19 protein-coding genes, 1 tRNA gene and 2 pseudogenes are annotated in these 26,195 nt (G+C 50.9%); 6 read left to right on the plus strand and 16 right to left on the minus strand.

Annotated features, from left to right (window positions below):
- Window positions 1-88: 88 nt before the first annotated feature.
- The 5 genes from H8K47_RS15665 to H8K47_RS15685 form a co-directional block, all read right to left on the minus strand.
- Window positions 89-1,744, minus strand: a complete 1,656-nt coding sequence (locus H8K47_RS15665; protein WP_186882338.1) for a hypothetical protein — start codon at window positions 1,742-1,744, stop codon at window positions 89-91.
- Between the two features lie 33 nt (window positions 1,745-1,777).
- Entirely contained in the window at window positions 1,778-3,502 is a 1,725-nt protein-coding gene (locus tag H8K47_RS15670) for a hypothetical protein (protein ID WP_186882339.1), read from the minus strand.
- Between the two features lie 281 nt (window positions 3,503-3,783).
- Window positions 3,784-5,232, minus strand: coding sequence for an efflux transporter outer membrane subunit (locus H8K47_RS15675; RefSeq protein ID WP_186882340.1), 1,449 nt, complete (start codon window positions 5,230-5,232; stop codon window positions 3,784-3,786).
- 2 nt (window positions 5,233-5,234) lie between these two features.
- Window positions 5,235-8,393 carry an efflux RND transporter permease subunit gene (locus tag H8K47_RS15680; RefSeq protein WP_186882341.1) on the minus strand — a complete coding sequence of 1,053 codons (3,159 nt, stop codon included), beginning with the start codon at window positions 8,391-8,393 and terminating at the stop codon, window positions 5,235-5,237.
- 90 nt (window positions 8,394-8,483) lie between these two features.
- Window positions 8,484-9,830, minus strand: a complete 1,347-nt coding sequence (locus H8K47_RS15685; protein WP_186882342.1) for an efflux RND transporter periplasmic adaptor subunit — start codon at window positions 9,828-9,830, stop codon at window positions 8,484-8,486.
- 443 nt (window positions 9,831-10,273) lie between these two features.
- Here H8K47_RS15685 and H8K47_RS15690 point away from each other — a divergent pair, with 443 nt between their 5' ends.
- On the plus strand, window positions 10,274-10,933 hold the full coding sequence (locus H8K47_RS15690) for a TetR family transcriptional regulator (RefSeq protein WP_186882343.1): 660 nt from the start codon (window positions 10,274-10,276) through the stop codon (window positions 10,931-10,933).
- Window positions 10,934-10,947: 14 nt separating this feature from the next.
- On the opposite strand, the gene H8K47_RS15695 is transcribed toward H8K47_RS15690, so the two are convergent.
- Window positions 10,948-11,577 (minus strand): trimeric intracellular cation channel family protein, encoded by a 630-nt coding sequence (locus H8K47_RS15695; protein WP_230404998.1) that lies wholly within the window; start codon window positions 11,575-11,577, stop codon window positions 10,948-10,950.
- A 315-nt stretch (window positions 11,578-11,892) separates the two neighbouring features.
- On the opposite strand from H8K47_RS15695, the gene H8K47_RS15700 reads away from it, so the two are divergent.
- From H8K47_RS15700 to H8K47_RS15715, 4 genes are all read left to right on the plus strand, one after another.
- Window positions 11,893-12,159 carry a type B 50S ribosomal protein L31 gene (locus H8K47_RS15700; RefSeq protein ID WP_186882344.1) on the plus strand — a complete coding sequence of 89 codons (267 nt, stop codon included), beginning with the start codon at window positions 11,893-11,895 and terminating at the stop codon, window positions 12,157-12,159.
- A 106-nt stretch (window positions 12,160-12,265) separates the two neighbouring features.
- Complete coding sequence (locus tag H8K47_RS15705; protein ID WP_186882345.1) at window positions 12,266-13,987, plus strand: ArnT family glycosyltransferase; 1,722 nt, start codon at window positions 12,266-12,268, stop codon at window positions 13,985-13,987.
- Complete coding sequence (locus tag H8K47_RS15710) at window positions 13,984-15,372, plus strand: MATE family efflux transporter (protein WP_186882346.1); 1,389 nt, start codon at window positions 13,984-13,986, stop codon at window positions 15,370-15,372. Before H8K47_RS15705 ends, H8K47_RS15710 begins: the two co-directional genes overlap by 4 nt.
- A gap of 86 nt (window positions 15,373-15,458) precedes the next feature.
- Window positions 15,459-15,543, plus strand: a tRNA-Leu gene (locus H8K47_RS15715).
- A 172-nt stretch (window positions 15,544-15,715) separates the two neighbouring features.
- On the opposite strand, the pseudogene H8K47_RS15720 reads toward H8K47_RS15715, so the two are convergent.
- From H8K47_RS15720 to H8K47_RS15750, 7 genes and pseudogenes are all read right to left on the minus strand, one after another.
- A pseudogene (locus H8K47_RS15720) lies at window positions 15,716-16,183 on the minus strand (type I restriction endonuclease); the annotation flags it as partial.
- A gap of 62 nt (window positions 16,184-16,245) precedes the next feature.
- A complete protein-coding gene (locus tag H8K47_RS15725; RefSeq protein WP_186882347.1) occupies window positions 16,246-17,541 on the minus strand; it encodes an McrC family protein in 1,296 nt (431 codons plus the stop codon).
- A 14-nt stretch (window positions 17,542-17,555) separates the two neighbouring features.
- Window positions 17,556-19,364, minus strand: a complete 1,809-nt coding sequence (locus H8K47_RS18440) for an McrB family protein (protein WP_186882348.1) — start codon at window positions 19,362-19,364, stop codon at window positions 17,556-17,558.
- Window positions 19,365-20,031: 667 nt separating this feature from the next.
- Window positions 20,032-20,718 (minus strand): aquaporin, encoded by a 687-nt coding sequence (locus H8K47_RS15735; protein WP_186882349.1) that lies wholly within the window; start codon window positions 20,716-20,718, stop codon window positions 20,032-20,034.
- A 29-nt stretch (window positions 20,719-20,747) separates the two neighbouring features.
- Window positions 20,748-21,230, minus strand: a complete 483-nt coding sequence (locus H8K47_RS15740) for an arsenate reductase ArsC (protein ID WP_186882350.1) — start codon at window positions 21,228-21,230, stop codon at window positions 20,748-20,750.
- 86 nt (window positions 21,231-21,316) lie between these two features.
- Window positions 21,317-21,646: an ArsR/SmtB family transcription factor gene (locus H8K47_RS15745; protein ID WP_186882351.1), complete on the minus strand. Its 330-nt coding sequence runs from the start codon at window positions 21,644-21,646 to the stop codon at window positions 21,317-21,319.
- Between the two features lie 138 nt (window positions 21,647-21,784).
- Window positions 21,785-22,924, minus strand: a complete 1,140-nt coding sequence (locus H8K47_RS15750) for a questin oxidase family protein (RefSeq protein WP_186882352.1) — start codon at window positions 22,922-22,924, stop codon at window positions 21,785-21,787.
- A gap of 99 nt (window positions 22,925-23,023) precedes the next feature.
- Between H8K47_RS15750 and soxR the strand changes: the two genes are divergently transcribed.
- The gene (soxR, locus tag H8K47_RS15755) at window positions 23,024-23,521 is read left to right on the plus strand and encodes a redox-sensitive transcriptional activator SoxR (RefSeq protein ID WP_222612815.1); all 498 of its coding nucleotides are present in this window, start codon (window positions 23,024-23,026) and stop codon (window positions 23,519-23,521) included.
- Window positions 23,522-23,528: 7 nt separating this feature from the next.
- On the opposite strand, the pseudogene H8K47_RS15760 reads toward soxR, so the two are convergent.
- From H8K47_RS15760 to H8K47_RS15770, 3 genes and pseudogenes are all read right to left on the minus strand, one after another.
- A pseudogene (locus H8K47_RS15760) lies at window positions 23,529-23,715 on the minus strand (FAD-binding domain-containing protein); the annotation flags it as partial.
- 11 nt (window positions 23,716-23,726) lie between these two features.
- Window positions 23,727-25,031 carry a diguanylate cyclase gene (locus tag H8K47_RS15765; RefSeq protein ID WP_186882353.1) on the minus strand — a complete coding sequence of 435 codons (1,305 nt, stop codon included), beginning with the start codon at window positions 25,029-25,031 and terminating at the stop codon, window positions 23,727-23,729.
- A 593-nt stretch (window positions 25,032-25,624) separates the two neighbouring features.
- On the minus strand, window positions 25,625-26,086 hold the full coding sequence (locus H8K47_RS15770) for a GNAT family N-acetyltransferase (protein ID WP_186882354.1): 462 nt from the start codon (window positions 26,084-26,086) through the stop codon (window positions 25,625-25,627).
- Between the last annotated feature and the right edge of the window lie 109 nt (window positions 26,087-26,195).

The raw sequence follows: 26,195 nt of genomic DNA on the forward strand, positions 1-26,195 counted from the left end.
CCTGAGACAGATCAAAGGCTGGCAAAGTTATTTGCCAGCCTTTTTTATTTCACAGGATTAAAGGATAAATACGGAACGACTGCCAGCTTCAACGCCATTCCACCTCCTTCATCTCCCCCAGCCACATCCAGTTGCCATTGCCACGGCGGAAACGCAGCCACATTTTTTCACAGCCGTTGAACGGGATGAAAATCTGAAAATCTGGTTCTGTTTCCTTAGTAACCAGCATGCCAGAACAATTACCCAGTTGCGCAACTTCACGTACTGCGTAGGCCTGGGCACGCCCATCCGGATAGACTTCCAGCCAGCGATTCTGATTCACCATACGCCACTCACGCCGGCCAGGTGGTTCGAACTCATAGTCCCATACAAAGCGAGCCAATATCTGGGCATCGATGCTCGCATTTTGCTGCTCCATTTTCTCCAGTGCCAGCCGTGCCAGATCGGCCACCATACCCTCTTGCTGCAGTTGTAGCACGCGCCGGTAGGACTTCATCGCTGGAATTTTCTCGTCCATTTTCTCCTGGGTCTGCGCCAGGAAATACCAGGCCATGGCATTGTCCGGGGCGGACTCCAGTAACTGGCGATATTTCTTTGCTGCGATAGGATAACGACCCGCTTCATACTCTTTGACAGCTGCCTCCAGCATCGCCGTTTGCGGATCTGCCGTTGCGTGTATCGGTGTTGATGCTGGTGTCACCGGATTATTTTTCTTGCCCTTGGACTCAGATTTTTTTTCAGAGATTGCAGCGATCTGAGGCTCAGGTACGATTAGGCGTCCAGCCTGCCAGTTTTGCGCCGTTTGCCGGCCATCAGCTGCGATCAGAATACCCGGTCCGTCTTTCTGCCCCTGAATAAAATTTCCCTGATAACTGCTGCCATTCTGAAACTGCTCAACGCCGCCCCCCTGGTATTTACCATCTTCAAATCCCCCCTCATAGCGATAGCCTTTATCGGTAAAGATGCCAATGCCAGTACGCAGATTATTGACGAAATCCCCCTCATAACGGGCACCTTCTTTCCACTGGTAGACGCCTTTACCATGCCGCATACCGTTCTCAAAATCACCGTCGTAGCGAGCACCGTCTTTCCAGAAATAACTGCCCTTCCCGTTCAATACCCCATTCAGAAAACTGCCTTCATAACGATTGCCATCGCTGAAGAATAGCTTACCGCGGCCTGTGCGTTCATTGTTTCTGAATTCACCGACATAGCGTGCCCCGTCCGGCCACAGAAAAGCACCCAGCCCGGTACGCTGGTCGGCCTCAAAATCCCCTTCGTAACGCTGCTGATTTGCCCATAGCAGCGAGCCCTTGCCCTGCTTGCGTCCATCAACAAAGTCACCTTCATACACATCACCATTTTTCCAGCGATATATACCGCTCCCGGTACGTTTACCGTTGACGAAATCACCTTCGTAACGGTTGCCAGTCGACCAGGTAAATTTCCCTTTCCCATGCAGGACATTGTTCAGGAAATCTCCACTGTATTCATCACCACTGGCCCAACGGTAAGTCCCTTTTCCAGTGCGCAATCCATGGACAAAGTCACCTTCATAACGCTCTCCATCGGCCCAAAGTACGAGGCCTTTGCCATGCATTTTTCCGTTTAACAGCGTGCCCTGATAGCGCGAGCCATCAGGCAAGACTTGCATCTCCTGCGCCGCTACCACTGAGGTAAGGCTCAAGGTCAGGCTCGCCAGATAAACTGGTTTGAGTAAATCCCACATCTTAAAAAATTCCATTCAATGGCAGCATCAGTGACAGCTGCGCGCAGTTCACTTGCAGTCACCCACGGAGATCACAACCACCGTCACTTCTTTCACCGGACAAGCTGGTTTGGGTTCGATTTTGTAGGTATCGCCAAAACAACCGCTCATGCCGATGAAATTGGATGCGACACCTTTAATCGGGATCTGGCCAGGGCAGCGTGCCTCATACGCGACGTCGACACAATAATCTCCTTTTGGAGCGGGTTTCGGGTTAGAGCCAGTCGCATAGTAATGTCCCTCTCCGTCCGGACATTTGGTTGCGTGCAAACGCACTCCATTCGTCATTGCTTCCATATAGACGCGCTTCTTTTCATCTTCCTTGGCTTTACGCTCAGCCTCTTGTTGCAAATACTCTGCGCTGTGGCTGCCACGTCCCGGAGTGGAATTAGCGGGTGCATGTTGCTGTGTGCCATAGCCCGTCGCCTGTGCATAGCCTTGCTGCTGGCCAGCTACCGCATTGCCTGCATAGCCGGAACTGACTGGCTGGCCTGGTCGCGGATTCGTGTCGTTCCGATTAGCGCCCGGTGCCGGCAGCGTTTGAGACTGAGGCTGCATTTGTCCACTGCGTTGCATCTGCAAGAGCTGGGCCTGCGATACCGGTGCCTTGGGTGCATAGCCAACTTGACTTGGTGTACTGTGTTCTACCGGATGCAGCGTGCCTGCCACTAACGGGTTGCCCTGCATACCAGTTTGGCCAGGTTGACGGATGCTGCCATTATTGACTATGTGAGACGGTGCATCCAGTTGACGGAGTGGTGCGCCCTGCTGCAGATGCGATTGCGCCGCGCTTGGCAGGAGCTGCCCATTCGACTGGGTGTGCACCTGTTGCGTTTGCTGATATTGCGGTTGCGCTTGCTGTTGCTGAACCTGTTGTGGCACTTGCTGATATTGAGGTGTCAACTGATGTGGTGTTTGCTGCGGATTCAGCAGCTGCGCCGGGTGTGCTGGCTGCACAGGCTGCTGCGGCACCTGACGCGTCTGATTCAATAACTGCTGCTGACCAGCCTGCTGCACTGGTTGTTGATAAGTTGATTGAGCAGTCTGCTGCTGAGGCTGGTAAGGCTGGTAAGACTGCTGTGACTGACCTGGCTGAACCTGCTGCGCAGGCTGACGTGGCAAGCCTGGCTGCTGCACCGGTTGAGCCTGTAATTGTCGCTGTTGGGATTGCTGCTGTAATTGTTGTTGCTGAATTGGCTGTTGTTGCTGAATTTGTTGCAGCTGACGCTGCTGATTTTGCTGTTGCTGAATCTGTTGTTGCTGACTCTGCTGCTGTTGCTGTGCCTGACGCTGGCGCTCCGTAACCTCTTGTTGCTGACGCAGACGCTCTGCCTCCTGTTGTTGCTGTTGCTGTTGCTGTTGCTGTTGCTGTTGCTGTTGGCGCTGACGTTCTGCAGCTTCCTGCTGTTGGCGCTGTCTCTCGGCCTCCTGATGCTGACGTTGCCGTTCCTGTGCTTCCTGTTGACGCTGACGTTCCGCCTCCTGTTGGCGCTGTCTTTGCTCAGCCTCAGCCTGACGACGACGATTGTCTGCGTCTATCTGGGCCTGACGTTCACGCTCCAGACATTGCTGTTGTAGATAAGGAGGATTAGTTGGCGGGCAATATGCCTCGGCGCTTCCTGCAAACAAGAGACTGAGTACCAGGCTGCCACCTGCCAGTTTCTCCACATTCCTGGCTGATGGCTGTTGGACACCTGGTTGCTGTTCAGACTGCCTGATTTGTTTCGTTTTCACACTGCTCTCCAGCTCATTCATCTAGCGGACATTGTAAGCGCGGCGCAGGCAGTCCCACAATGAATCACAATTCAAAAGCAATATTTTTGCAAGGAAACATCAACCATCTTTCATTAATTGCAGATAAATTAATACAAAATCAGCTTTACCACATGGCCCGGCACACACTTCCCGGAAAACTGGACAGGTAGGAATATGTATAAAAAAAGCCCCTACAGCACACGCTGAGGGGCTTGCAGACGGATCCAGAGGGCAAACCCAATCTGGAGATATCCAACTGCTTACTGAGTCGTCACAGCCTGATTCCAGCCGCCACCCAAAGCCTTATACAGACTGACAATGGCACTCAGATGGGCGCGTTGTGTATCGATCAGACCTGACTCCACCTGCGCCAGATCACGCTGCGCATTCAGCACTTCCAGATAGCTGGAATAGCCATTTTTGTAGCGTAACTCGGCCAGACGCTGACTGTCTTTTAAGGCCAGCACGCGTTTCTGATTCGCGGCGTAAAGCTGGGCACTGGCTTCAGCATTATTCAACGCATCATGCACATCGCGGAATGCCCCCTGCACCGCTTGCACATATTGTGCAGTAGCCTGGGTCTTACGTGCTTCCGCACCCGCCACCACCGCACCGATTGCCCCGGCACGGAACACTGGCTGCACCAGATTCGCACCCAGATTCCATAACAGGGAAGAAGGGTCAATCAGGTCTTTAAACACGCGCGACTCGTAGCCGATACCGGTAGTCAGTTTCAGACTAGGGAAGTAAGCGGCTTTTGCCTGGCCAATGTCTGCATTCGCTGCGACCAGCGCCTGCTCCGCGGCCAGAATATCCGGACGGCGGTTTAAGACCTCAGACGATAAATCGGCAGGCAATTGCAAATGCTGGTAAAGACTGGAAATCTCGCTGCCACGCGCAATCACAGGATGCGCGACGCCAGCCGGGCTACGGCCTATCAATACCGCGATAGCGGACTCCAGATTGGCAACATTTTGTTTGGCTTGCGCGACACTGGCTTCTGCAACTGCAGCTTCTGCTTCGGCCTGGTGTAAATCCAGTTCACCGATGGCACCGGCGGCACGCCGCTTTTGTTGCAGACCTAAATTTTCTGTGCGTGTCTTGCCGGTATCCTGCGCCAGCTTTAACTGAGCATCCGCTGCACGTAATGCGAAATACGACTGAGCCAGATTACTGAATAAAGTCATTTGCACTACATTGCGGTTTTGCTCCTGCGCCAGCAAACGTGCTTTAGCAGCCTCATCAGCACGGGACAATTTTCCCCATACATCGACTTCATAAGAAGCCGTCAGACCAAGCTGAAAATCTTTACTGAGAGGATTGGCACCAGCACCCAGTTTGCCCGCATTTTCACTGGTACGGACTTTGCTGCCGACCAGGGTGGCATCGACTGTCGGATAACGGTTAGACGTTGCGCCAACAGCCAGTGCGCGCGCTTCTTCGATACGTCCGGTTGCCAACACTAAATCCTGATTGTATTTTGCAGCTTCCAGAATCAGGTCAGTCAGCACCGGGTCCTGGAATTGTGCCCACCACGGTGTCAGATCAGCAGCCAGCAGACCGGGCTTGCCTGTGCCTGCCGGATTGTCTGCTTGCACCGGTACCGGCAAATCCAGCGCAGGACGTTGATAGTCTGGCCCGACCGAAGCACAGGCACTCAGCATCAAGGCGCTCAGCACTGCGCTATAACTCAATGATAATTTCAACATAATTATTCCTTCCCTTGTGCTTGATGCAACTGGCTCAGAGGAACGTGATCCGGGTGATGGAAATCTTCTTCTGTTGTTTTAAAGCGTTTGTCGTTGATCAGCTTAAAGAACAAAGGCACAAAGAAGATCGCCAGGAAAGTCGCTGCCAGCATACCGCCGAGCACACCGGTTCCGAGTGACTGACGGGCTGCCGCACCGGCACCATGTGAAAATGCCAGAGGTACCACGCCAAGAATAAAGGCCAGCGAAGTCATCAGAATCGGACGGAAACGCAAACGCGCGGCTTCCACTGCGGCAGCAACCGGTGCATAGCCCTCATGTACCTTCATCACCGCGAACTCCACAATCAGAATCGCATTCTTCGCCGATAAGCCCAGCAAGGTCACCAGACCGATCTGGAAATACACGTCATTATTGAAGTGACGCAGATACACCGCCAGCAAGGCACCGAAGATACCGAAAGGCATCGCCAGTAATACGGAGAATGGCAGCGACCATTTTTCATACTGAGCAGCCAGAATCAGGAAAATCATCAAGACACCAGCACCTAAAGCCAGGCCCGCTGCATTGCTACTGCGTTTTTCCTGGAATGAAGCACCACCCCAGTCATACACCACATCTGCTGGCAACACGTTTTTCGCAGCGCGTTCCATCGCTGCAATCGCCTGACCCGAGCTATAACCAGGTTTGGCATCGCCCAGCAATTTGATCGCAGGCATCGCATTGAAACGCTGCACAGAATCCGGACCGGTAATGAACTTGATCGTTGTGAAGGCACGCACCGGTATCATCTGACCCGAAGCAGCACGCACATACATATTGCCTATATCTTCCGGCTTGGCACGGAACTGTCCATCAGCCTGCAACTGCACCGTGTAGATACGACCATTTTTATTGAAGTCGTTCACATAGTAGCTGCCCATGGTGGCTGCCAGTGTGTTGTAGACATCTGGTAAAGACACCCCCATAGATTTGGCTTTTTCATTGTCCACATCAACATACAACTGCGGAGAATTCGCCTGCCACAGCGTTTTCACGCCAGCCAGTTCCGGCTGCTTATTCGCTTCTGCGATCAGCAAAGGCAAAATCTGCGCTAAACGTTTGACACCGCCTTCACCGGCATTTTGTAAATAGAATTCAAAGCCGCCGGTTTGTCCCAGACCTTGTATCGCAGGCGGTGCAAAGAACAGCGGTAAGCCTTCCTTGATATGGCCTGTCTTCATATAGCTTTCGCCGACCAGCTGTTGTGCCGATTTGCTGCGCTCTTCCCATGGTTTCAAGGGGAAAAACATGGTTGCAGAAGAGGATTTCAACCCGCCACCACCGAGAAAATCCAGACCGACCAGCGCAAAAGTGGTGTCGATACTGTCATTCGATTTCATCGCGGCTTCGACTTGCTTTACCATCGCATCAGTACGGTCTAACGAAGCACCGTCAGGCAGGATAGCTGCACCAATGAAATAGCCCTGATCTTCATCCGGCACCAGGCCGCCAGGTACGGTTTTCCATAGCACGCCCGTCAGCGCCACCATCCCCAGAACCAGCGCGGTACCCAGCACAGCGCGCTTGAGGAAGAAGCTCACGCCATTGGTATAACGCTTGGTCAGGCGCAGGAAGGCCGCGTTGAACCAGAGGAAGAAAGGATGATGATTCTCTGCACCCGGTTTCAGCAAGATCGCGCACAAGGCCGGTGTCAGTGTCAGCGCGACGATACCGGACAATACAACCGCAATCGAAATCGTGACCGAGAACTGACGATATAACTCACCCGCCAGACCACCGAGGAAAGCAATCGGACCAAACGCAGCAACCAGCACCAGCACAATCGCAATCACGGGACCGGTCACTTCATGCATCGCTTCGATCGCGGCATCCTTAGGCGACATACCTTCTTCGTTCATCAAACGCTCTACGTTTTCAAGCACCACAATCGCATCGTCGACCACGATACCAATCGCCAGCACCATCCCAAACAGCGTCAGTGTATTGATCGAGTATCCGAGCAAATGCAAACCTGCCATGGTACCGATCAAAGAAACCGGAACCGCCAAGGTAGGAATAATTGTTGCGCGCCAGCTTTGCAGGAACAGATACACCACGACAAACACCAGTACCATCGCTTCAGCCAGTGTCTTGAGTACTTCTGCAATCGACTCAGTCACAAAGGGTGTGGTGTCATACGGCACTGCGTAAGTCATCCCTTCAGGGAATTTTGCCTTCAGATCCTGCAAGGTTTTTTCTACCGCTTTGCGGGTTTCCAGCGCATTGGCACCAGTCTGCAGGAAGACACCAATGTTAGCGGACGGGTGACCGTTCACACGGCCATTCAGGTTATAGTCTTTAGAGCCCAATTCGACGCGAGCCACATCCTTGACGCGGATAGCAGCACCGCTTTTATCCGTCTTCACGATGATATTGGCGAACTGCTCCGGTTCCAGCAAACGTCCTTTTGCGGTCACCGTCATCGTCAGTTCTTCGGTGGTATTTGGAGTGGCACCGACTTTACCTGCCGCATACTGCGCATTCTGTTCATTGATCGCGTTAGAAATATCCGCGACGGTCACGCCCAATTGCGCCATACGGTCCGGACGCATCCAGATCCGCATCGCATAGTCTTTGGCACCGAAAATCTGTACATTGGTGGTACCGGGAATACGCTTAATCGCATCCAGGACATTCTGGGTTGCGTAATTGGATAAGTAGAGGGAATCGTAGCGATTATCTGGTGAATACAAGGCCGCCACCACCAGGAAGTTCGACGAACTCTTGGCGACAGTAACGCCCTGACGGCGTACCTCTTGCGGCAGCTTGGCATCAGCCTGACGCACACGGTTGTTCACGTTAACCGCCGCGATGTCGAGGTCGGTACCGACTTCAAACGTCACGTTGATAGAAACGCGGCCATCTGCCGAGGACACAGAGTCCATGTACAGCATATGCTCGACCCCGTTGATCTGTTCCTCAATCGGTGCCGCGACGGTACGCTCAATCACCTCTGCCGACGCGCCAGGATAAAACGCAGTCACGTTCACCACTGGCGGAGATATCTCCGGATAGCGTGAGATCGGCAGCACACGCAGCGCGGCCAGACCTGCCAGCACGATGATCAGCGACACCACAGTCGCGAAAATCGGCCGGTTAATAAAAAATTTTGAGAACATGAATATTTCCTTATCGCCCGCCCCGCCTGGGACAGGATGTTCATGAAAAAGTAGATGCCTGACTTAGAATCGCCTGTCAACTGACTCAGCTTACTTTGCGGCTGAAGCGGCTGAAGCAGATGCTGCCGATGCCGCGGCCGGAGCCTGTGCAGAAGCACTGGCTGATGCAGGTTTTGCTGCTGGCGCACCTGGCATCGCTGGCGGTGGGTTCAGTGCAGCCTGAGCAGTTACGACGACAGGCTTGACAGTCATACCCGGATCGTGCGCCTTGATCACACCATCCACCATCACTTGCTCACCCGCCTGCAAGCCCTTGGTGACGATCCATTGTCCATGTGTCCAACCATCCAGCTCTACCGGCTTAGGTACCAGCTTGTTATCCGGAGTGACCACAAAAACCATCTTGCCCATCGGTCCGTCAATGACCGCACGTTGTGGCACAGCCAGTGCAGCAGTGCGTTTTGCCCCAGACAAAATGACACGGACAAATTGTCCCGGACGCAGCGTGCTTTCAGGATTCGCGACTTGTGCCCGCGCATCAAAACCACCATTCGTCGTATTGATACGCTCGCTGACAAAATTCATTTTTCCTGTCGTCGGGAACATGGAGCCGTCTGCCAGTTTCAGCTTCACGTCAAAACCGATACTGCCGTTGTTTGCGCGCTTGCCCGGTACCGCAACTTTACCGCTACCGACTTCTTTCGCGACTTTCAGGTAATCGGCTTCCGGAATACTGAAGTTCACATACAAGGTATCGGTCTGTACGATGGTCGTGAGCAGACTATCGGCTGCAGTCACCAGGCTACCATTGGATTTGGCTGCTGTTCCTGTGACACCATCAATAGGAGCGACGACTTTGGTGTAGCTCAGATTCAGACGTGCTTCATTGACCTGAGCCCGTACCTGCTTGAGGCCAGCTTCTGCCGTCTCCAGGTTGGATTTAGCATCATCAAACTCTTTCTGACTGATCGCCCTTTCTGCAGCCAGTGGTGCCAGGCGCGCATATTCACGCTTAGCCTGATTCAATTTAGCTTCAGAAACAGCCGCCGCTGCTTCAGCCGACGCCAACTGAGTTTGAAATGTCGATGGATCAATCTGGAACAGTACCGTTCCGGCTTTGACGCGCGAGCCTTCTTCGTAAAGGCGGTTTTCCAGTATGCCGGGAACGCGTGCACGGATTTCCGTTTCTTTGGAACCCGCGGTTTGGCCTACATATTCATAGTCCAGTGCCAAATCGCTGCTTTCCAGCTTGACCACGTTAACTTCAGGTGGCGGCATGCCGCCTGCGCCTTGTGGCGCGCCTTGCTTGCCACAGGCTGCCAATGCCACCAAAGGCAAGCTGACAGCCAGCACACGCAAGGCACGGCGGGAGAATAATTGCTCAATCTGAGAGGACAGGTCGGATGACCGGGAGGAAGGAATGCCTGTAGAGTGCATAGTAATTCTTTCTGATTGATGAAAGGATGGTGTGCTATTATATACATACACGAATGTTTGTAAATAAAGTTCTGCAATACCCCTATAGATTAACAAGGCATTGCGCTATCTCAATGACAATGCGGTGACGAATATAAAAATTGTTGGTTTTTTTATTCAACGTCGCGGAAAACGCTGTCACGCAGTAATTTTCAGCCTGGCGCTTTCTTTAGCATACGCAATAGCTTGGCATTTTAATAAACAAATGTTGCTTATTAACAAAATTTCGTCATAGAAAGCTGCATATCCGGACTTTTTTCGAATTCGATAACAGACGTACATTGCGCAAACCGGGGGCAACTTTTAAGATGCCGTCCTTACCAGTTTTGAAGCATGAAAACGCTTTACTGCAGGCAGTTCCTTATATACCGGAATCTACCGGGATCAGAAAGCAAACACGAATCATGGCAAGAAAGACCAAAGAAGAAGCATTGGAAACCTATGCAGCATTATTAGATGCGGCAGAGGAGGTCTTTGCCAGCAAAGGTGTCACCAATACGACCCTCAATGATGTAGCCAGCGCAGCGGGAATGACCCGAGGCGCAATTTACTGGCACTTTAAAGATAAAAATGCCTTATTCCAGGCCATGTGTGACCGCGCTTTCCTGCCCATGGAGTCGCTGTTGAATGAAATCACAGCCGCACCGGACCGCGATCCTATCGCCGCATTACGTCAGCTGAATATTCATTTCTTACGCCAGGTTGCCAGCGATCTGCGTCAGCGTAAAGTATTCGATATCATCATGCATCGCTGCGAAAAGAACTCTGACCTGCCTTTTTTTGTCGACGAGAGAGAAAAACGCGATGAATGCCTGGCGAAAGTCCAGGGCATTATTCAAAATGCGGTGAATCAGGGTCAATTACCGGCACAGACTGACACCTGGATCGCGATGCAGGCCAACCATGGGTTCCTGATCGGCCTGTTGCGTGAATGGCTGGAAGATACGCGTGCCTACAGCATGAATGAACATGCCGAAGCAATGGTGGATATGTTCCTGGCTGGACTGGTGGCGCGCCCGCCGCTCAAAAAACTGTTGCAGTCTGATTCTGCGAGCCAGCCCTGACCACGCTTGATGCTTCAGGCAGGCAATTTCCAATCGAATTTCACCGCCAGCATACGCAAAGCAAAGGTACTGATGATCCCGGCTGACAAAGCAGCAGCATCGGTAAATTCAAAATATGACATCCCCAGGTAGACCCAGCAACCGGTAAAGGCACAGGTTGCATACAACTGACTGCGACGGAATACCAGCGGGATTTCATTACAGATCACGTCCCGCAATACCCCCCCAAAAATTCCCGTCACCACACCCATCATCACACAGACGAACATAGGCATACCGGCCTCAAAAGCCAGTGATGTGCCAGTGACACTGAATAGCCCCAAACCCAAGGCATCAGCCCATTCCAGGATATTTTCAGTGACTACATGCCGCAGGCGGCGCAACAACGGCACCGCAATTAAGGCAAAAATAAAGATCAGTATTGGATATTCCTGATTTTCCACCCAAAACAGTGGGCGACGGTCCAGCAGCAGATCGCGCAAAGTACCACCGCCAAACGCCGTAATAAATGCGACCGTAAATACCCCGACAAAATCCATGCGCTTACGCCTGGCTTCAATAAATCCCGAACACGCAAATGCCAGCACACCGACGAACTCTATCGTGTGCAACATAGCATTCATTCCTAATGTCGTACTTGCCATTCCCTGCTTTCTTCACTCAAACTTCGCAATTTTACCTCTTAGACGCCCGCACCGTAGCGATGCAATTCTTATATGCAACATAGGTACCCGCATATAGACCAGCAATATCTCTGTACAACATATACGAAATGCCAGTCTGATTACCTATGCTGGCGTTCAATCCAGTTTGCGTTGTATAATCGCGGGCTTGGTTGCTTGCAGGTGCAAGCTGCCAAATAATTTCATTCAATTCTGGCAAGTGATACGCAATCGGGTCAAGAAGCTGTGCGACCGACGAAGTGCTTATTGGCTACCAACTTTTATTTCGAGGCAAGCATGAAAGACGGCATCCACCCAAATTATCGTGAAGTGTTGTTCCACGACGTTTCTAACGACTTCAAATTCGTAACACGCTCTACAATTCAAACAAGAGAAACAGTTGAATTCGAAGGCAAAACCCTGCCACTGGTCAAGATCGAGGTTTCTGCAGAATCCCATCCTTTCTACACTGGCAAACACAAAATCGTTGATACCGCTGGCCGCGTTGAAAAATTCCGCCAAAAGTTCGGCAAAGTCGGTTCCAAAACCGCTGTTGCCAACTAATCAGCGCAACGATTTCCATAAAAAAGGCAGCTCAGGCTGCCTTTTTTACTGCGGCTTTACTTACAATCCCTACTGTTAAACAACCGCTCTGCTCACTCACCGAATTATGAAGCCAGTCCGTCTGCCTGCTGCTGCCACGATCGCCTTACCACGCTGGGGAATTTTTGCTCTTTGCCTGTTGTATATCCTGCCTGGGCTGATAGGACGAGACCCTTGGAAAGGCGATGATGCGACCAGTTTTGGTGTGATGTGGACCATGGCACATGGCACGATGGCAGACTGGTTGTGGCCCCATATCGCAGGCCTGCCCTTACCGGAAAAAGGCCCGCTCGCTTACTGGATAGGCGCTCTGAGCATCAAGCTGTTCGGCAGCCTCATGGGTGAGCCTATGGCGGCACGTCTGATGACGGGAATATTTTTTCTGATTGGCGCCGTTTCAGTCTGGTATGCAACCTATTTATTGGGCAGGAGGCCAGAAGCCCAGCCTCTCAAATTAGCCTTTGGCGGCCAGCCTGAGCCACGTGATTTCGGACGGACACTGGCGGATGGTGCTTTACTGATTTACATTGCCAGCCTGGGTCTGCTATTGCACAGCCATGAAACCGGCGTGGAAAACCTGCAGATGGCGCTGATCGCCTTCACTTTTTATTTGTGTGTGCGTCTGCTTGATGAGCCGAACATCCGCTACAGCCTGCAACTGGGACTGGTACTGGGTTTACTGATTCTGAATCGTGGCTGGGTCGTCCCCGCCGCGCTGGTGCTAAGCTTGTCGGGCTTGTGTGCTGTGCGCGCTCAGTTCGTCAAGATCCGCTATGTGATTGGCGCATTGCCACTGGCACTGCTGTTTCCTATAGGCTGGATGCTGGTGCTACGTCAGCATCATCCTTTCGACAGCAGCCCCTTTCCAGCCTGGATGGAATGGAATTATCGCCAGGTCAGATTACCCAGTCTGGACAGCGTCAGCTATTTCTTTAAATATGCGATCTGGTTTGCCTGGCCTGCCTGGCCGTTTGCGGTGTGGGCGGTATTTGCATGGCGCAGACAGGAAAAAGCACTACACATTTCCTTACCCGCAGCATTTTTACTATGTTTTACGCTACTGGCATTCGCCAATCACAGTTCTGAAGAATCGCTGTTACTGCCACTGTTACCGGCAATTTCCATACTCGCCGCATTTGGCCTGCCGACCATGAAGCGCAGTGCAATCAATGCGGTCGACTGGTTTGCCGTCATGGTCATGACCGGTACCGCTGGTCTGATCTGGCTTGCATATATCGCTTTACAGACGGGCTGGCCGGATAAACTAAGCATGAAACTGCATCTGCTCGCACCCGGCTTCGAATCCAGCTTCCAGCCGCTGGTGTTTCTGATCGCCTGTGCAGCAACCATCGCCTGGTTTATGTTGGTCTATTGGCGTATTTCACGCCGTCCATCTGTCTTGTGGCGAGCAGTCGTGCTGTCCGCAGGTGGCGTGATTTTGTGCTGGCTATTATTACTCAGCATAGGCCTGCCATGGATCAATCAGCGCATCAGTTACGCCACCTTGTCTGAAGAGTTGCAACGCCATATAACCACACCAGAGGCTTGTGTGGAAGCCTATGTCGGCCCGTCTCAGCGTGCCAGCTTTGCCTACTTTGGCCAATTACGTTTTGCAGGTTTTTCTGATCACAATTGCCAATACCTGCTGCTGCAGCACAGCCGCCGATACAGTTTCACACCCGAAATACCTGGCCACTACGAAGGCAAAGAATGGGAGTCGATCTGGATAGGACACCGTGCTGCCGATAAAGATGAATTGTTCACACTGTATCGCCGCAAGCATCCATGAGTGAAACAGCAGGCGGCACCAGGCATCACATGCGCCGCATCGGCGCGCTGGCCTGGCCGGTTCTGGTCGGGCAGCTCGCCACCGTCAGCAATGGCGTTATTGATACTGCGCTGACTTCACGCTATTCCGCCACTGACCTGGCCGCACTGTCCATAGGCGTATCGATTTACATCAGTATTTTTGTCGGACTCAACGGCGTACTACAAGCACTATCCCCGACCATCGCGCAGCTATATGGAGCACAGGACTTCCGCGCGATTGGACAGCGCGTGAAACAAGGTGTGTGGCTGGCTACCGTTCTGACCGTGATCGGTTGTCTGGCCTTACTGTATCCGCGGACTTTACTCAGCATTTCGCATGCCGATGCCAGCCTGACTGATAAAGCAGCACAATACCTGCAGATACTCGCCTATGCCCTGCCCGCTACCATGGGTTTCCGGATTTACAGCGCACTCAATAATGCGATAGGCAAACCCAAAATGGTGATGGCAATACAGGTACTCAGCCTGGGATTGAAATTCCCTTTAAACAGTTTATTTATTTTTGGTGGTTTCGGCCTGCCTGCCATGGGTGGCCCGGGCTGCGCTGTAGCAACCGTCATCATTTCCTGGCTGACGCTGCTGATCGCCTGGTCCATGCTACGGCACGCCAGATTGTATAAACAATTTCTACTGTTTGGCACTGGTTTTGTTTGGCCACACTGGCCCAGCATGAAGCAATTGCTGCGACTTGGGATCCCGATGGGCCTGAGCTATCTGATCGAAGTCACCGCCTATGCCTTCATGGCTTTATTCATTGCACGCTTTGGTGAAATCGCCGTATCCGGCCACCAGCTAAGCGCCAATTTTGGTACTGTACTCTATATGCTGCCACTGTCTATTGCCAATGCCTGCGCCACGCTGACCGCACAGGCACTGGGTGCAGGTCAGCACCAACAAGCCAAATTCACGGCCAATGCCGCGATCCGGCTGGCGCTCTGCCTGAGCCTGCCACTGGCACTACTGATCGTACTGGGCAGGAGCTGGATACTACTTGCCTACACCGACAACCCCGCCATCATCGAAGCCGCCATGCCCTTATTTATTCTGGTCGCAATCTACCAGATATTTGATGCGCTTCAGGTCATCATCGCCTTCGTCCTGCGCGCCTACCACGTTGCCATCGTCCCCACCCTGTTGTATGCACTGACGCTGTGGGGTTGCGGTCTGGGTGGTGGCTACCTGTTAGGCATCGATCCTGGCGGCTGGTTTCCGGCGAACTTACATGGCGCAACTGGCTTCTGGATCGCCAACGTCATCAGCATCGCGCTGATCGCCATCAGCTTATGGTACTACCTCCGACATGTGCAGCACCAGCATCACAAAACAGATCGATCACCTGTATAAGCAGCCGAGACTACGCGCGCCGTAAACGCAAACAGATGCCGGCTTGCAAAAAACCCTCCACCCTGTCATAATTCTCCCTACGCGTTGCCGAGATGGCGGAATAGGTAGACGCACGGGACTCAAAATCCCGCGCCGCAAGGCGTGCCGGTTCGATTCCGGCTCTCGGCACCAACCAGATACTAAGCTCTTGATTTTTCAAGGGCTTTTTTGGTTTTTACGCCCTGTTTTTGTCAGGTGTCACATATCGCACAAAATGGGCATCAAATTACCTTCCAATTTACACCGTAACAGGCATGGTGTTTTGTACTTTCGTCTCAATATCCCGAAAAACCGGAATCGCTTCGATGTCGGCGTTTTCATCGGTGGGGCTCTTCAGTTCTAGTAGCACCAATGGCAAGCCGTTGATGAACAAAATGATGTCGGGTCGTCGAGCGTGTTTGGGGCCTTTACGCATGTATTGATTGACTGCCAGCCACTCGTTGGTGGCGCCATCAACAAAATCCACCAACCGCACAAAATCGCCGCGTGTTTCGCCATCTTTCCAATATTGCACTGGCACGCCGTTGACCAGCAGACCGTGAAAATGAGGGTTGGCCGATAGCATTGCTGGAATGCCCAAATCCAGCACCTGATTCACCGCATCTTCACGTGCAATCAGTGGAATATTCGGATTCAAGCGCTCAATCGCCGCCCACAAACGCTCTGTGAGTATGGGCTATACGTAGTCGCTACGCTCAGGCGATGCAGCATGCGGCGCAATGTCGTAACAGCAGATATGCCGATAGCCGGTTTCAACCAGCCTACTTAGCACTTCTTGTTCTCATTGGCCTTCAGTCACATTCTGGATTCGTCGAGCTTAACGATACGGTGTCGTCAATGGCGACCAATACTTTTTCCGGTCATTAGCCTGTCGATTAAACTGGCAGCAGACTTTTCATCTTCCAAATCAAACGGCAGCACAGATAGATTGAGATTTTCATTAAAATTAAAATCAGATATTACTGTATCTTTGTTGAATTTTTCATATGATGGATAGAGCAAAATCAATCTTCCCTGCCCATTTAAATATTTATGCCCATAAGCGAATAACTGATAAAAGTCGCTTTGACTCAAGCCATAATTATGTGCCCGGTCACCTGCATCCAGTAATTTCCATTTCGTATCCAGAATGATGGGCCTGTCATCCAGTTGCAACATCAAATCCGGCCTTAACTGAAATATTTTTTCCTGATCCTGCTGACAAAGATATTTTTCACGTGCCTGGCTGCGCAAGCTGGCGCCCTTTGGCAGCACTTTGCGCAATTGCTGCTCCACATAGCCTTCAAACAGCTTTTCCATCGCAAATAACATACTGATGCCGCGAAATGCGCCAGACACAGCCTTAGGCATGTGCTGATACAAAATCAGCTCACACCACGCCTTCAAAGGCTGATAATGCGCCATCAGCCTATCGTTACGCCACAAACGGAAGTCCTGCGCGAAGTCGCGGCTTTCCGGCATTTCCATCAGCATACCGCCCAGCTCGTGCGCCAGCCGCCAGTTCTCTGCATCTTGTGCCGACTGACAAACCAGTTTCAACGCGCTTTGCAGTAATCGGTTTTCCGGTCTGTCCGGCAAAAATACATCGTGCCGGATATTAAACAAATGCTGACGCCCGGGCGGCTGACGCATTTGCCTCACCACGTCTAACTGCCCGTGCAAAAACGGCTGCTCTTCTTCGATACGCAAATAATCAAAGCGCAGCCCACGCTTGAGCAAATGATCAAACGCCAGCAAAAACTGGCGCATCACCCACTCAGACAGGGAAGTCTTATAAATTTGCAGTCCGGCTTCCGTGGTAGTGCGTGAGCTGCTGTCCAATGCACTCGCTATCAACTTACACAGCAATGCACGCGCAGACTCTTCACATGCATCGATCTGATGATGCTTAGGCAGAATTTCGATAATCTGGCCGCATGGACTTTCTAAAACACCGACATAACTATCCAGCCTTAGCCAGCGCCTGCCATTCATTTGCAGCAAAGCAGCGCCCGAACTGCGGAAGCGGGCTGCCAGATCACACAGCCAGTCAAAAGCACTTTCTGAAATCTGTGCTTCGTCCAGCGTATTTTTTTGTAACGGCGATGTGGTCAGGCGTGCATATTCGCGAACGACAATGCGCTCAGACATCGTAGCAACCCCACTCAATTCGTTTCGCTCCCGGTGGCTTCAGCAATATACCGATAGGAATTGGCATTGCTAAAAGCCTTGGCATTGATTATCCAGCGTGGATTTGTACGTATTTTGTCCTGAACCTTAGGAAACAGATCTGCAATAGAAATGGCCGTATCCTCAACGATAAAGGCTTCATCCCCTTTATTTTGATCGTTCAACACCCAGCGTATGCGCTCCCAGTCTTCAAAGAAATACTCTTGCAGAAGGGGGATAATTTTTTGCTCAAAAATTTCTCTCAGATCCGCGATGCCGGAATCCGGTGTCAGCGACATAAAATAAGCGTGGCCGATACAATGATCGCGGTCTAGCAACGCGGTAATGCGTTGGTTCATCACGCGCAGCATCTGGCCGATATTGACTTGATTCACTACCAGTTTGTCTAGCAAATCTGGCTTCGGTGGCATTTCAGTAAAACTAAAACGACGGCGCAATGCGAGATCTAACCCAGCTAACGAGCGATCTGCTGTATTCATCGTTCCAATCAGATAGACGTTATCCGGTACAGAAAATGTCTCCTTTGAATAGGGCAGCGTTACTGCCAAAGCTTCATCGGAACCGGTGCGCTTGGAGGGTTCTATGAGAGTAATTAACTCACCAAAAATGCGAGAGATATTGCCACGATTGATTTCATCGATAATCAACACATATGGCTCTTTGATCACCTGTTGAGTAAACTCCGGTTTGGCAGGCAAACCGCATTCCGACAGCAAGTAACGAAGCACGCCGTCGACATAAGACGGGTTTGACATTTTACTTTTTGGCTCACCAGAATAGAGCTTTTTTACGTTCTCCATTTTGATCGTATAGTAAGAATCAGTTTTAACAGAATTTAATGGAAATATGTGTACCGTTTTTCTACCATCAAACTTGATATCAAACTCGTAGCCACGCAGAGTTTTCAGCCTGAGCTTATTGTTTGCAGCTTGAAGCTTTTCCTCTAACCGTTCAACGGCGCGAGCAAAAGAGTCGCTTAAGTCGCTTCCACTTTTTGCCTCGGAACACAAACTTTTAAAGACACCGTCAACGACATCGTATCTGATTTGCCCGTTTTCATCGTCGGTTTCAGCACGCAATCCTTCAACAAAATCTTCGTAGCTAAAGCTCTGATGAAACGTCACAAAGCGAACCCGCTGATCTGCCACAAACTCGTCAAATCTTTGTTTCAGCTGCAAGCGTACTTCCAGCCTTTGAGACATCGTGGATTTAGTATCTTCATCAACCTCGCGATATTCTTCCGCCAGCTCAGGATCGAGAATCTTCAATGTCTCATAGATGGAGGTATATGTTTTTCCAGTCCCTGGTGGCCCAAAGAGTATTTGATTCAATGGTAGTTTTGAAATTGAATCGGGACCTATTTCAATTGAAGAATAATCATCCGGATCTAAACTATTGCCCGCAAGGTTGCTTTCGACGTCTGAGAACAAATCTCTGTTTTCAGTCAAATATTTTTCTATATCAGATGACGTTGGAAAATCGCTCTTTTCTATAGGATGCTTAACGAATTTCCCGCTAATTTGTTTGACTATTTGTATATGAAATGGCTTGTTCCCAGTTTTTTGGCGAAAAATGAACACGCGATTCCCTTTGAACGCTTCTCTCGTTTTCTTCCCTGCGCAAACTCTGATCTTATTCCCAGCACCGCCACCAAGCACCCAAAAATCGATCTTTGGAAATACCTTACGAATAGCCTCAACAGTGCCTTTGAACCATGCTCGGCCTTCATCGCTTCCGATGCTCTCTAAAAATTTCTCAATATGTGGATTGGAAAAACCGTGCATCAATAACTCCATGTAAATAACTGATAGAACTAAGGTCAAATTTGATACGAGGCGCAGCAAGCTCGTTAAATGCTTAGCGTAGTGATGTCATTGTAAGCCCCGCATTAGCGATATCTGTGCTGATTACGCATCTTTAGCAGTGCTGGTAACAAAACTGCTTGCCTGAAAAAATTAAGCTAACGTAACAGTAAGTTAATATTCTTACTCACTGATTACATGTCCATTGTTATTGCGCCTTATCATCCGGCAGACGCAGCTGGCCAGAGATCAGCCGTGGACAGGGTGTCGCGTAAGACCGGGAACGAGGTGCTTGTATTCTGCATCATCCAGATTGGCGCGTAGCTTGTCGGCAGTAGCCCACAAGTTTTTTGGATGTCATCGATCAAGTAATTTGGCTTAAATAGCATGACAAAATACTACCGATATTATGCCGCAGAATACACATTCGAATTAACAAATTTAGTCAGTCCTGACTTGGTGCAAAGGAAAGTAAAAAAACTCGCTGACGCATTCTGCTAAGAGATTGCGGTCAATACCCTAAAAAAGGAGTGGAAAATAAATTAAGTGTCAATACAGCAAGCCGTACTCTCGACTACAAGTCATGAAAACAATCGCGTATTAAGCGCATACAACATCATCTGATGCTGGAATACAGTTCTGACATAATTCAGTTGCAGACGTCCGCTGACTCAGTTGTTTCTGCATCCGGATACAACCAGGAAAACAACCAGTTCGCTGCCACAGTACCACTGCACTGAGCGACGATGAAAGCGGGCACATCGCCCGGATAGATACCGGCAAATGTATTACTGGCGGCGCGTGCCAGTGTGACGGCAGGATTGGCAAATGAGGTCGATGCGGTGAACCAGTACGCCGCAGTGATATAGGCAGCGACTGCAAAAGGCGTTACTGCCGGACGGCTTCTGGAGGTACTGATGATGACGCCGATCAGCCCAAAGCTGGCCAGGAATTCGCTACCCCATTGTGACCAGCCAGTCCTGACATGTTCAGACGCAAAAAACAATGGTTCGCCAAACATCGTATGCGCCATCGCAACACCCGCGAAGGCACCGAGAATCTGAATCAGGATATACCCGACGCACACGGCAGATCCTAACTGTCGCTGCCATACTGCGGACAAGCTCACCACAGGATTGAAATGCGCACCTGACACTGGGCCAAACATCAATATCAGCGTGAGCAATCCACAACCGGTCGCGATTGCATTGGCCAATAAAGCAAGCGCGACATTTCCTGCAGCCAGACGCTCAGCCATGATGCCCGAACCGACCACTACGGCGAGTAAAAAAGCCGTGCCCAGGCCTTCTGCCACCAGGCGTTTTTGCAAACTCATCTCTTATCCTTTGGGTTAGTCGCGGTCTGTCAGGCAGGCATCCGTTGGCCTATTTTGTCCAGCTCACTTTTCAATGAGGCTGGATCATGCTTCAGGCTGTCGAACGGCAAGGCAAGAAACGCCTCAATTCTGGTCCGCAAAATCTGGTAGGCCAGCATAAACGCTGCGTCAATTTCTTGCTCGCTACCGCTCACGTGCGCCGGATCTTCGACACCCCAATGGGTACGTAAGACCGGTCCCAGATAAAGCGGGCAAGTTTCACCAGCGGCACTGGCACAAACGGTGATGACCAGATCAGGCGTGGCTGGTAAATGATTCCAGGATTTACTGGCATAGCCCGCGGTCGATATCCCTTCCCTGTTCAACAAAGCCAGGGAACGAGGATGAACCTGACCGGTAGGCTGACTGCCCGCACTCATCGCGGACCAGCCAGCAGGTGCCAGATGATTAAATGTCGCCTCGGCCAGGATAGAGCGACATGAATTGCCGGTGCAAAGAAATAAGACCTTCATGATTTGGGAATTTTCCTTCAATATAGTTGTTCACCCAACGCTGAAAATAAAACCCATGCAAGCTTTTATCAACGCTAAAAAAACAATCATCCGCAAGTACCGGATGAGCATGCAGAATCAGATGCACAAGGATGACCGCCACAACAGTTTTCAGTCAGGTAGGCGATCAAGTTATTCATCGTGTCGAAGTTAGCTGTGTAAATCATGAAGCGCCCATCCTGCTTTACGCTGACCATATCAGCACGGCTCAATTCTTTGAGGTGAAATGACAAAGAGGAAGGCGGCATACCGAGCTGATCACTGATTTTGCTCGCAATCAGTCCATCTGGTCCGGCCTGGACCAATAAACGGAAAACCGCCAGCCGCGATTCTTGCGCAATGGCAGCCAAGCCCGCGATAGCCTGTGAGGTATCCATATTTCACTCCTACTTCATCAAATATTTCGATATTATTCGAATTATAGAATTAACTTAAGAAACCTTGCAAGCTCAAACATTGTACTTGCGAGCGTCTACCCCCATTTGGAGTCACCGAATAAGATCGTGCACCACAGCTTAAGCTGCGTATTGCGTCATCAGCATAGTCAGATAATCTTGATTACCACTCAGTTGAAACTCTTCTAAACAGGCATGCGTGAGTTTGATTTGATGATCGTCCTGACTGAGTAAGGCTCTTTGAATAACGATGCGCCAGCTTGCCTCTATGTCCGAATCGACGAATAACTGAGCTACTGACTGAGAAGCAGGTTGCACATCGTTGCCTGATGCCGGTTTGACCGTCAAGGCCGGCGCACCTATGCTGGCGTAGGCAGCACAGCAGGATAGCCAGAATTCCTGCGCCAGCGCGTCTTGATTCAATGCCGGATCAAATATCAGTAAGTTACGCCAGGCATGCAAACCTGTGAGCAAATGCAGGGCAGTAAAATTTCTGGTTTCCGCATACAGCTGCAAGACCAAATCACGCAGTGCAGGCCACTGCCGTTCCGGCTCACGCAACTGAGGGCAGCTAGCCTGAAATAAGGGATCGTTGAGCACGACACGGACCTTTTCGGTAATCATTCTTCCTTCAAACATCCGTCCTTTGAGCGCGACAGCAATATGACTAAAACCTTCTGCCGGCGAGTCACAATAAGCCAGGTGGCTGCTGTCAATGCCGGTTGGAAGATGTCCGCAAATCAGTGCCGCCAGCCCTGAAGCAATCTCGCCCGCATGACCGGTCCGCAGCGCATAGGCAAGCCTGATGATGGCGTGAAATGCCAGCGTCAGTGGTGCCGGTGGAAACGCCCGTAATAGCTGACTTGCCAATTGATGCGCATCTTGTTGCTGCATCTGATTCAGGATAGCTGCACGTGTACCGGAAAAATAATGTCCTTGTCCGCGCACAGCAGTCAGCTCGTGCATGCCTATATGACCTGCTGTTGTTGTTAACGGCAACGCAAAATGCGCCAGCCAGTGTTGATACAGCGCCTGTAGCTGAGCGGTATCAGCGCCCAGCGAGCAGGCTGCGCTCAGCATCATAGGACAATGATTGGTCGTGCCCTTACACCGCAAATCGATGGATTGACAGAGATCCAGCAAGTCCACCAGGGTTGCTGATGTGATCGGCCTCAGAGCTATTGTGCTGGCTGGTGTGCTTGCAGGCGTGATGTCTGGTGCACGCATAGTATGATCAATGGGTGAAATTGTCGGTTTCATCGTCTGCTTCCTTTCCCGAAAAAATGCCATCCTAAAACTTCAAGTAAACTTGAAGTCAAGCGACAAACACCGCAATATGCGTGCATCAGGAGCCACATCATGAAAATGTTAACGATAGGCGAATTCGCCAACAGAGCAGGTGTTGCTAGTAGCGCACTGCGGTTTTATGAAGAAAAAGGTCTGATCCACAGCCAGCGCAATGCAGGTGGACAAAGGCGGTTCCAGGCGCATCAGTTGCGCAGAGTCGCATTTATCAAAGCGGCTCAAGCTGCCGGCATCAGTCTCGACGAGATTCAACGCACCTTGAATGCACTGCCTGCACAAAGGACTCCGGGCAAAGCTGACTGGGGAAAAATATCGGCTGGCTGGCGCGATCAGCTCGATCAGCGCATCTCCAGTCTGACTGCCCTACGCGACCGCCTGAACGAATGCATAGGCTGCGGCTGCCTGTCTCTGTCGGCCTGCGCCTTGTATAACCCGGAAGATAAAATCCGACATTTTGGCAATGGTGCACGCTACCTGAATGGCAACCGGCCTGATGACTTAGCGACGATCGATACGGAACAGAAAAAACCGCGTAAATCAACCAGGACCTGAAAGCCGCTTACGCGCGTGTTTCGCCCTGTGCCCACAATCGGCGATAACTTCCGTCTGCATCGTGTTGCCTGGTTTGTTTATGTACGTCGAAACGGCGCCCGCCAGGTGGGTCCGTTCCACGCCCCGCAATGTAGAGCCAGTAACCCTGATTGCTGTAGACATCGATCTATCAGTTGCGCCTCGAACCAGGCGGCACACCTGCTGATTAGCCTGCCACCAGACGATTACGTCCGGCTTTTTTTGCCTGATACAGACGCAGATCAGCCACCTTCATCAAAGCATGTAAGTCGCCGTTACCACTCGCACAACCTATACTGACAGTGATGGCCAGGCGCCCATCGTGGTTCGCAGAAGCTGCCCCCGGGAGTTGAAATGGCGTTTGCTCTATATGTGCGCGAAACTGTTCGAGGACATCCAGAATCTCGTTTTTTTCCTGTCGATGAAACAGGATAACAAATTCCTCCCCCCCGATACGTGCCACTAATTCGCTGGCAAAAAAAGTTTGCATGGTACGTGCCAGAAAACTGATCGCGAGATCGCCGACGTCGTGCCCAAACTGATCGTTGATGCGCTTAAAATAATCGATATCGATCACAGCAAGGTAACTGGATTGATTAGCAACCGCCGCTTCCTGTAGCAGCACCTGTCCTGATTCAAAAAAATACCTGCGGTTATATAGTCCGGTCAGATAATCCGTATTGGAGACATATAGCGTTTCCTTGATCAGATCGAGCATTTGCAAATTTTGCGTGACACGGCACAAAAATTCTTCGTATGAAAAAGGCTTGGGAATAAAATCATTGGCGCCGGATTTCAAAAAATGCGCCACCAGCGTTTTATCTTCGGAGCCAGAAATGCCGATAATCGCAAGCTTTTCTTTACGGTGTTTTTTACGGATTTGTGTCACAAATTCGACACCGCTCATATGCGGCATTTCATGATCACTGAGCACCAGCTGTATATCTTTTTCCTGCTCTAAGATTGCCAGTGCATCAACCGGACTTTTAGTGCAAATGGCGGTGATTTTCTGGCGCGCCAGATAATGGCGAATGATCGTCAGCGACGATTCTGAATCATCAACAACCAAAGCCTTAATCTGCCTGTTTCTGGTCACACGCTCGACCAGGCTGGCCACATATTCCAGGGAGTTCAAACTTCTTTTGAGTACATAGTCGACTACTCCGCGACGTAACAAGAGATTACGCAAAGAATCCGAAAACGTACCGGTCAAGGCAATCACCGGTATCCCATGCGCCTGTACCGCGTCGATCACCTCTTCATTCGAGCCATCTGGCAAAGTTAAATCACAAATGGCGATAGAGATTACTGCATGCGAACGAGCCAACACCTCTCTTGCTTCAGCCAGGGTGGCACAAACCACGGTTGCACAAGTCAATTTGGTATTCAATACCGTTACCAGCACGCTGGAAAACGTTTTTTGATCTTCAATGATCAGTACTACGCCTGGTATCGTTTTTGAATGAAAGCTACGTTCATTTTGGTTCAGCATGCAGAAATTTCTATATCCAGATTGACGCTACAAACCTGAGGAAGCAAATCAAACCACCCTCTGCGCAGACAAATAGCAAGCAGCGGTTTCCCAAGTTTACCCTTACTCCTATAGTGACATTACCGAATTAATTGGCAACTGGCAATCGACTTACAGATAACAATTCACTGATCTTGTCTCAGCTCATCAAATTTGTTCGTCAAATACAGTGACTATTATGGCCTGTTAACATTTAAATTTAGTTTGCGAAAGGGGTAAAACAGTTGCTTATTTCAGTCTATATCCAAGGGATACGTGACAATCTGACCGGATTGAAGAAAACGCTAAAAGACCTGCCCCTTGTTCTGTGCTTCATCGGATGCTGTAAGCAACAATGCCGATCTGCGCCACACCGCGGCCTCAACACTTGCGACGTACAAACATCGTGATGTATGAAGACGGGCTAAACTTGCAGCGATAACTTGCAGCGATATCGCAGTAAATCCAAGTACGTTGTGTTTTTTGTTCGCACATTGTCAGGTGCCAGCAGCATCCCTGGCGTCAAATGCGTTCGTCCATCCCAGATAAGTGAACACACCTTTCCACATATGTTGCTAGCGGGCTTGAGGTGGGTAACAATATTCCAGGATTTCATCATGCTGCCCAGACAGTTCCCCGGTACTGCGCCAGCCCAAATGCCGGTAGAAGCCATATGAGCGCACTACCGGATTACGCGAGCACGCTAAGAACAGGCGATGATGCCCATGCTGCCGCAGTGTTTGCATTGCGCGCTGAATTAATTGCTGACCTATGCCCTTACCTTCCGCTTGCGGTAACAAGGCGAGTACCACGATTTCGCCCGACTGAACATCTGCAAAACAATATCCCAGTATTTGCTCTTGCTCAGCTATCCAACCAGGCAAACTGCCGTCGCTGACTTGTGCAGCCCACGATGCCTGTGTGATGCCCAGCTCTGCCAAACGCGCTGCGCTGACTGCATTTTCACGCGTGAGTCCGCGCAGTTGTATGCACTCCGCAATATCGCTGCCTAAAGCAGCACGAAAATTCAATGTCATGAGGCTTACCCGGTGAACGTTAGCTTAGCCACTGAGCATACATGGGCTAGCTCTGCGCTGCAAATAAAAAACCGGATGCTGCCTGTCGCAACATCCGGCGCTTCACATA

The sequence above is a fragment of the Cognatundibacterium rugosum genome (genome assembly GCF_014284365.1).
In the GTDB taxonomy this organism is placed as follows: domain Bacteria; phylum Pseudomonadota; class Gammaproteobacteria; order Burkholderiales; family Burkholderiaceae_D; genus Undibacterium; species Undibacterium rugosum.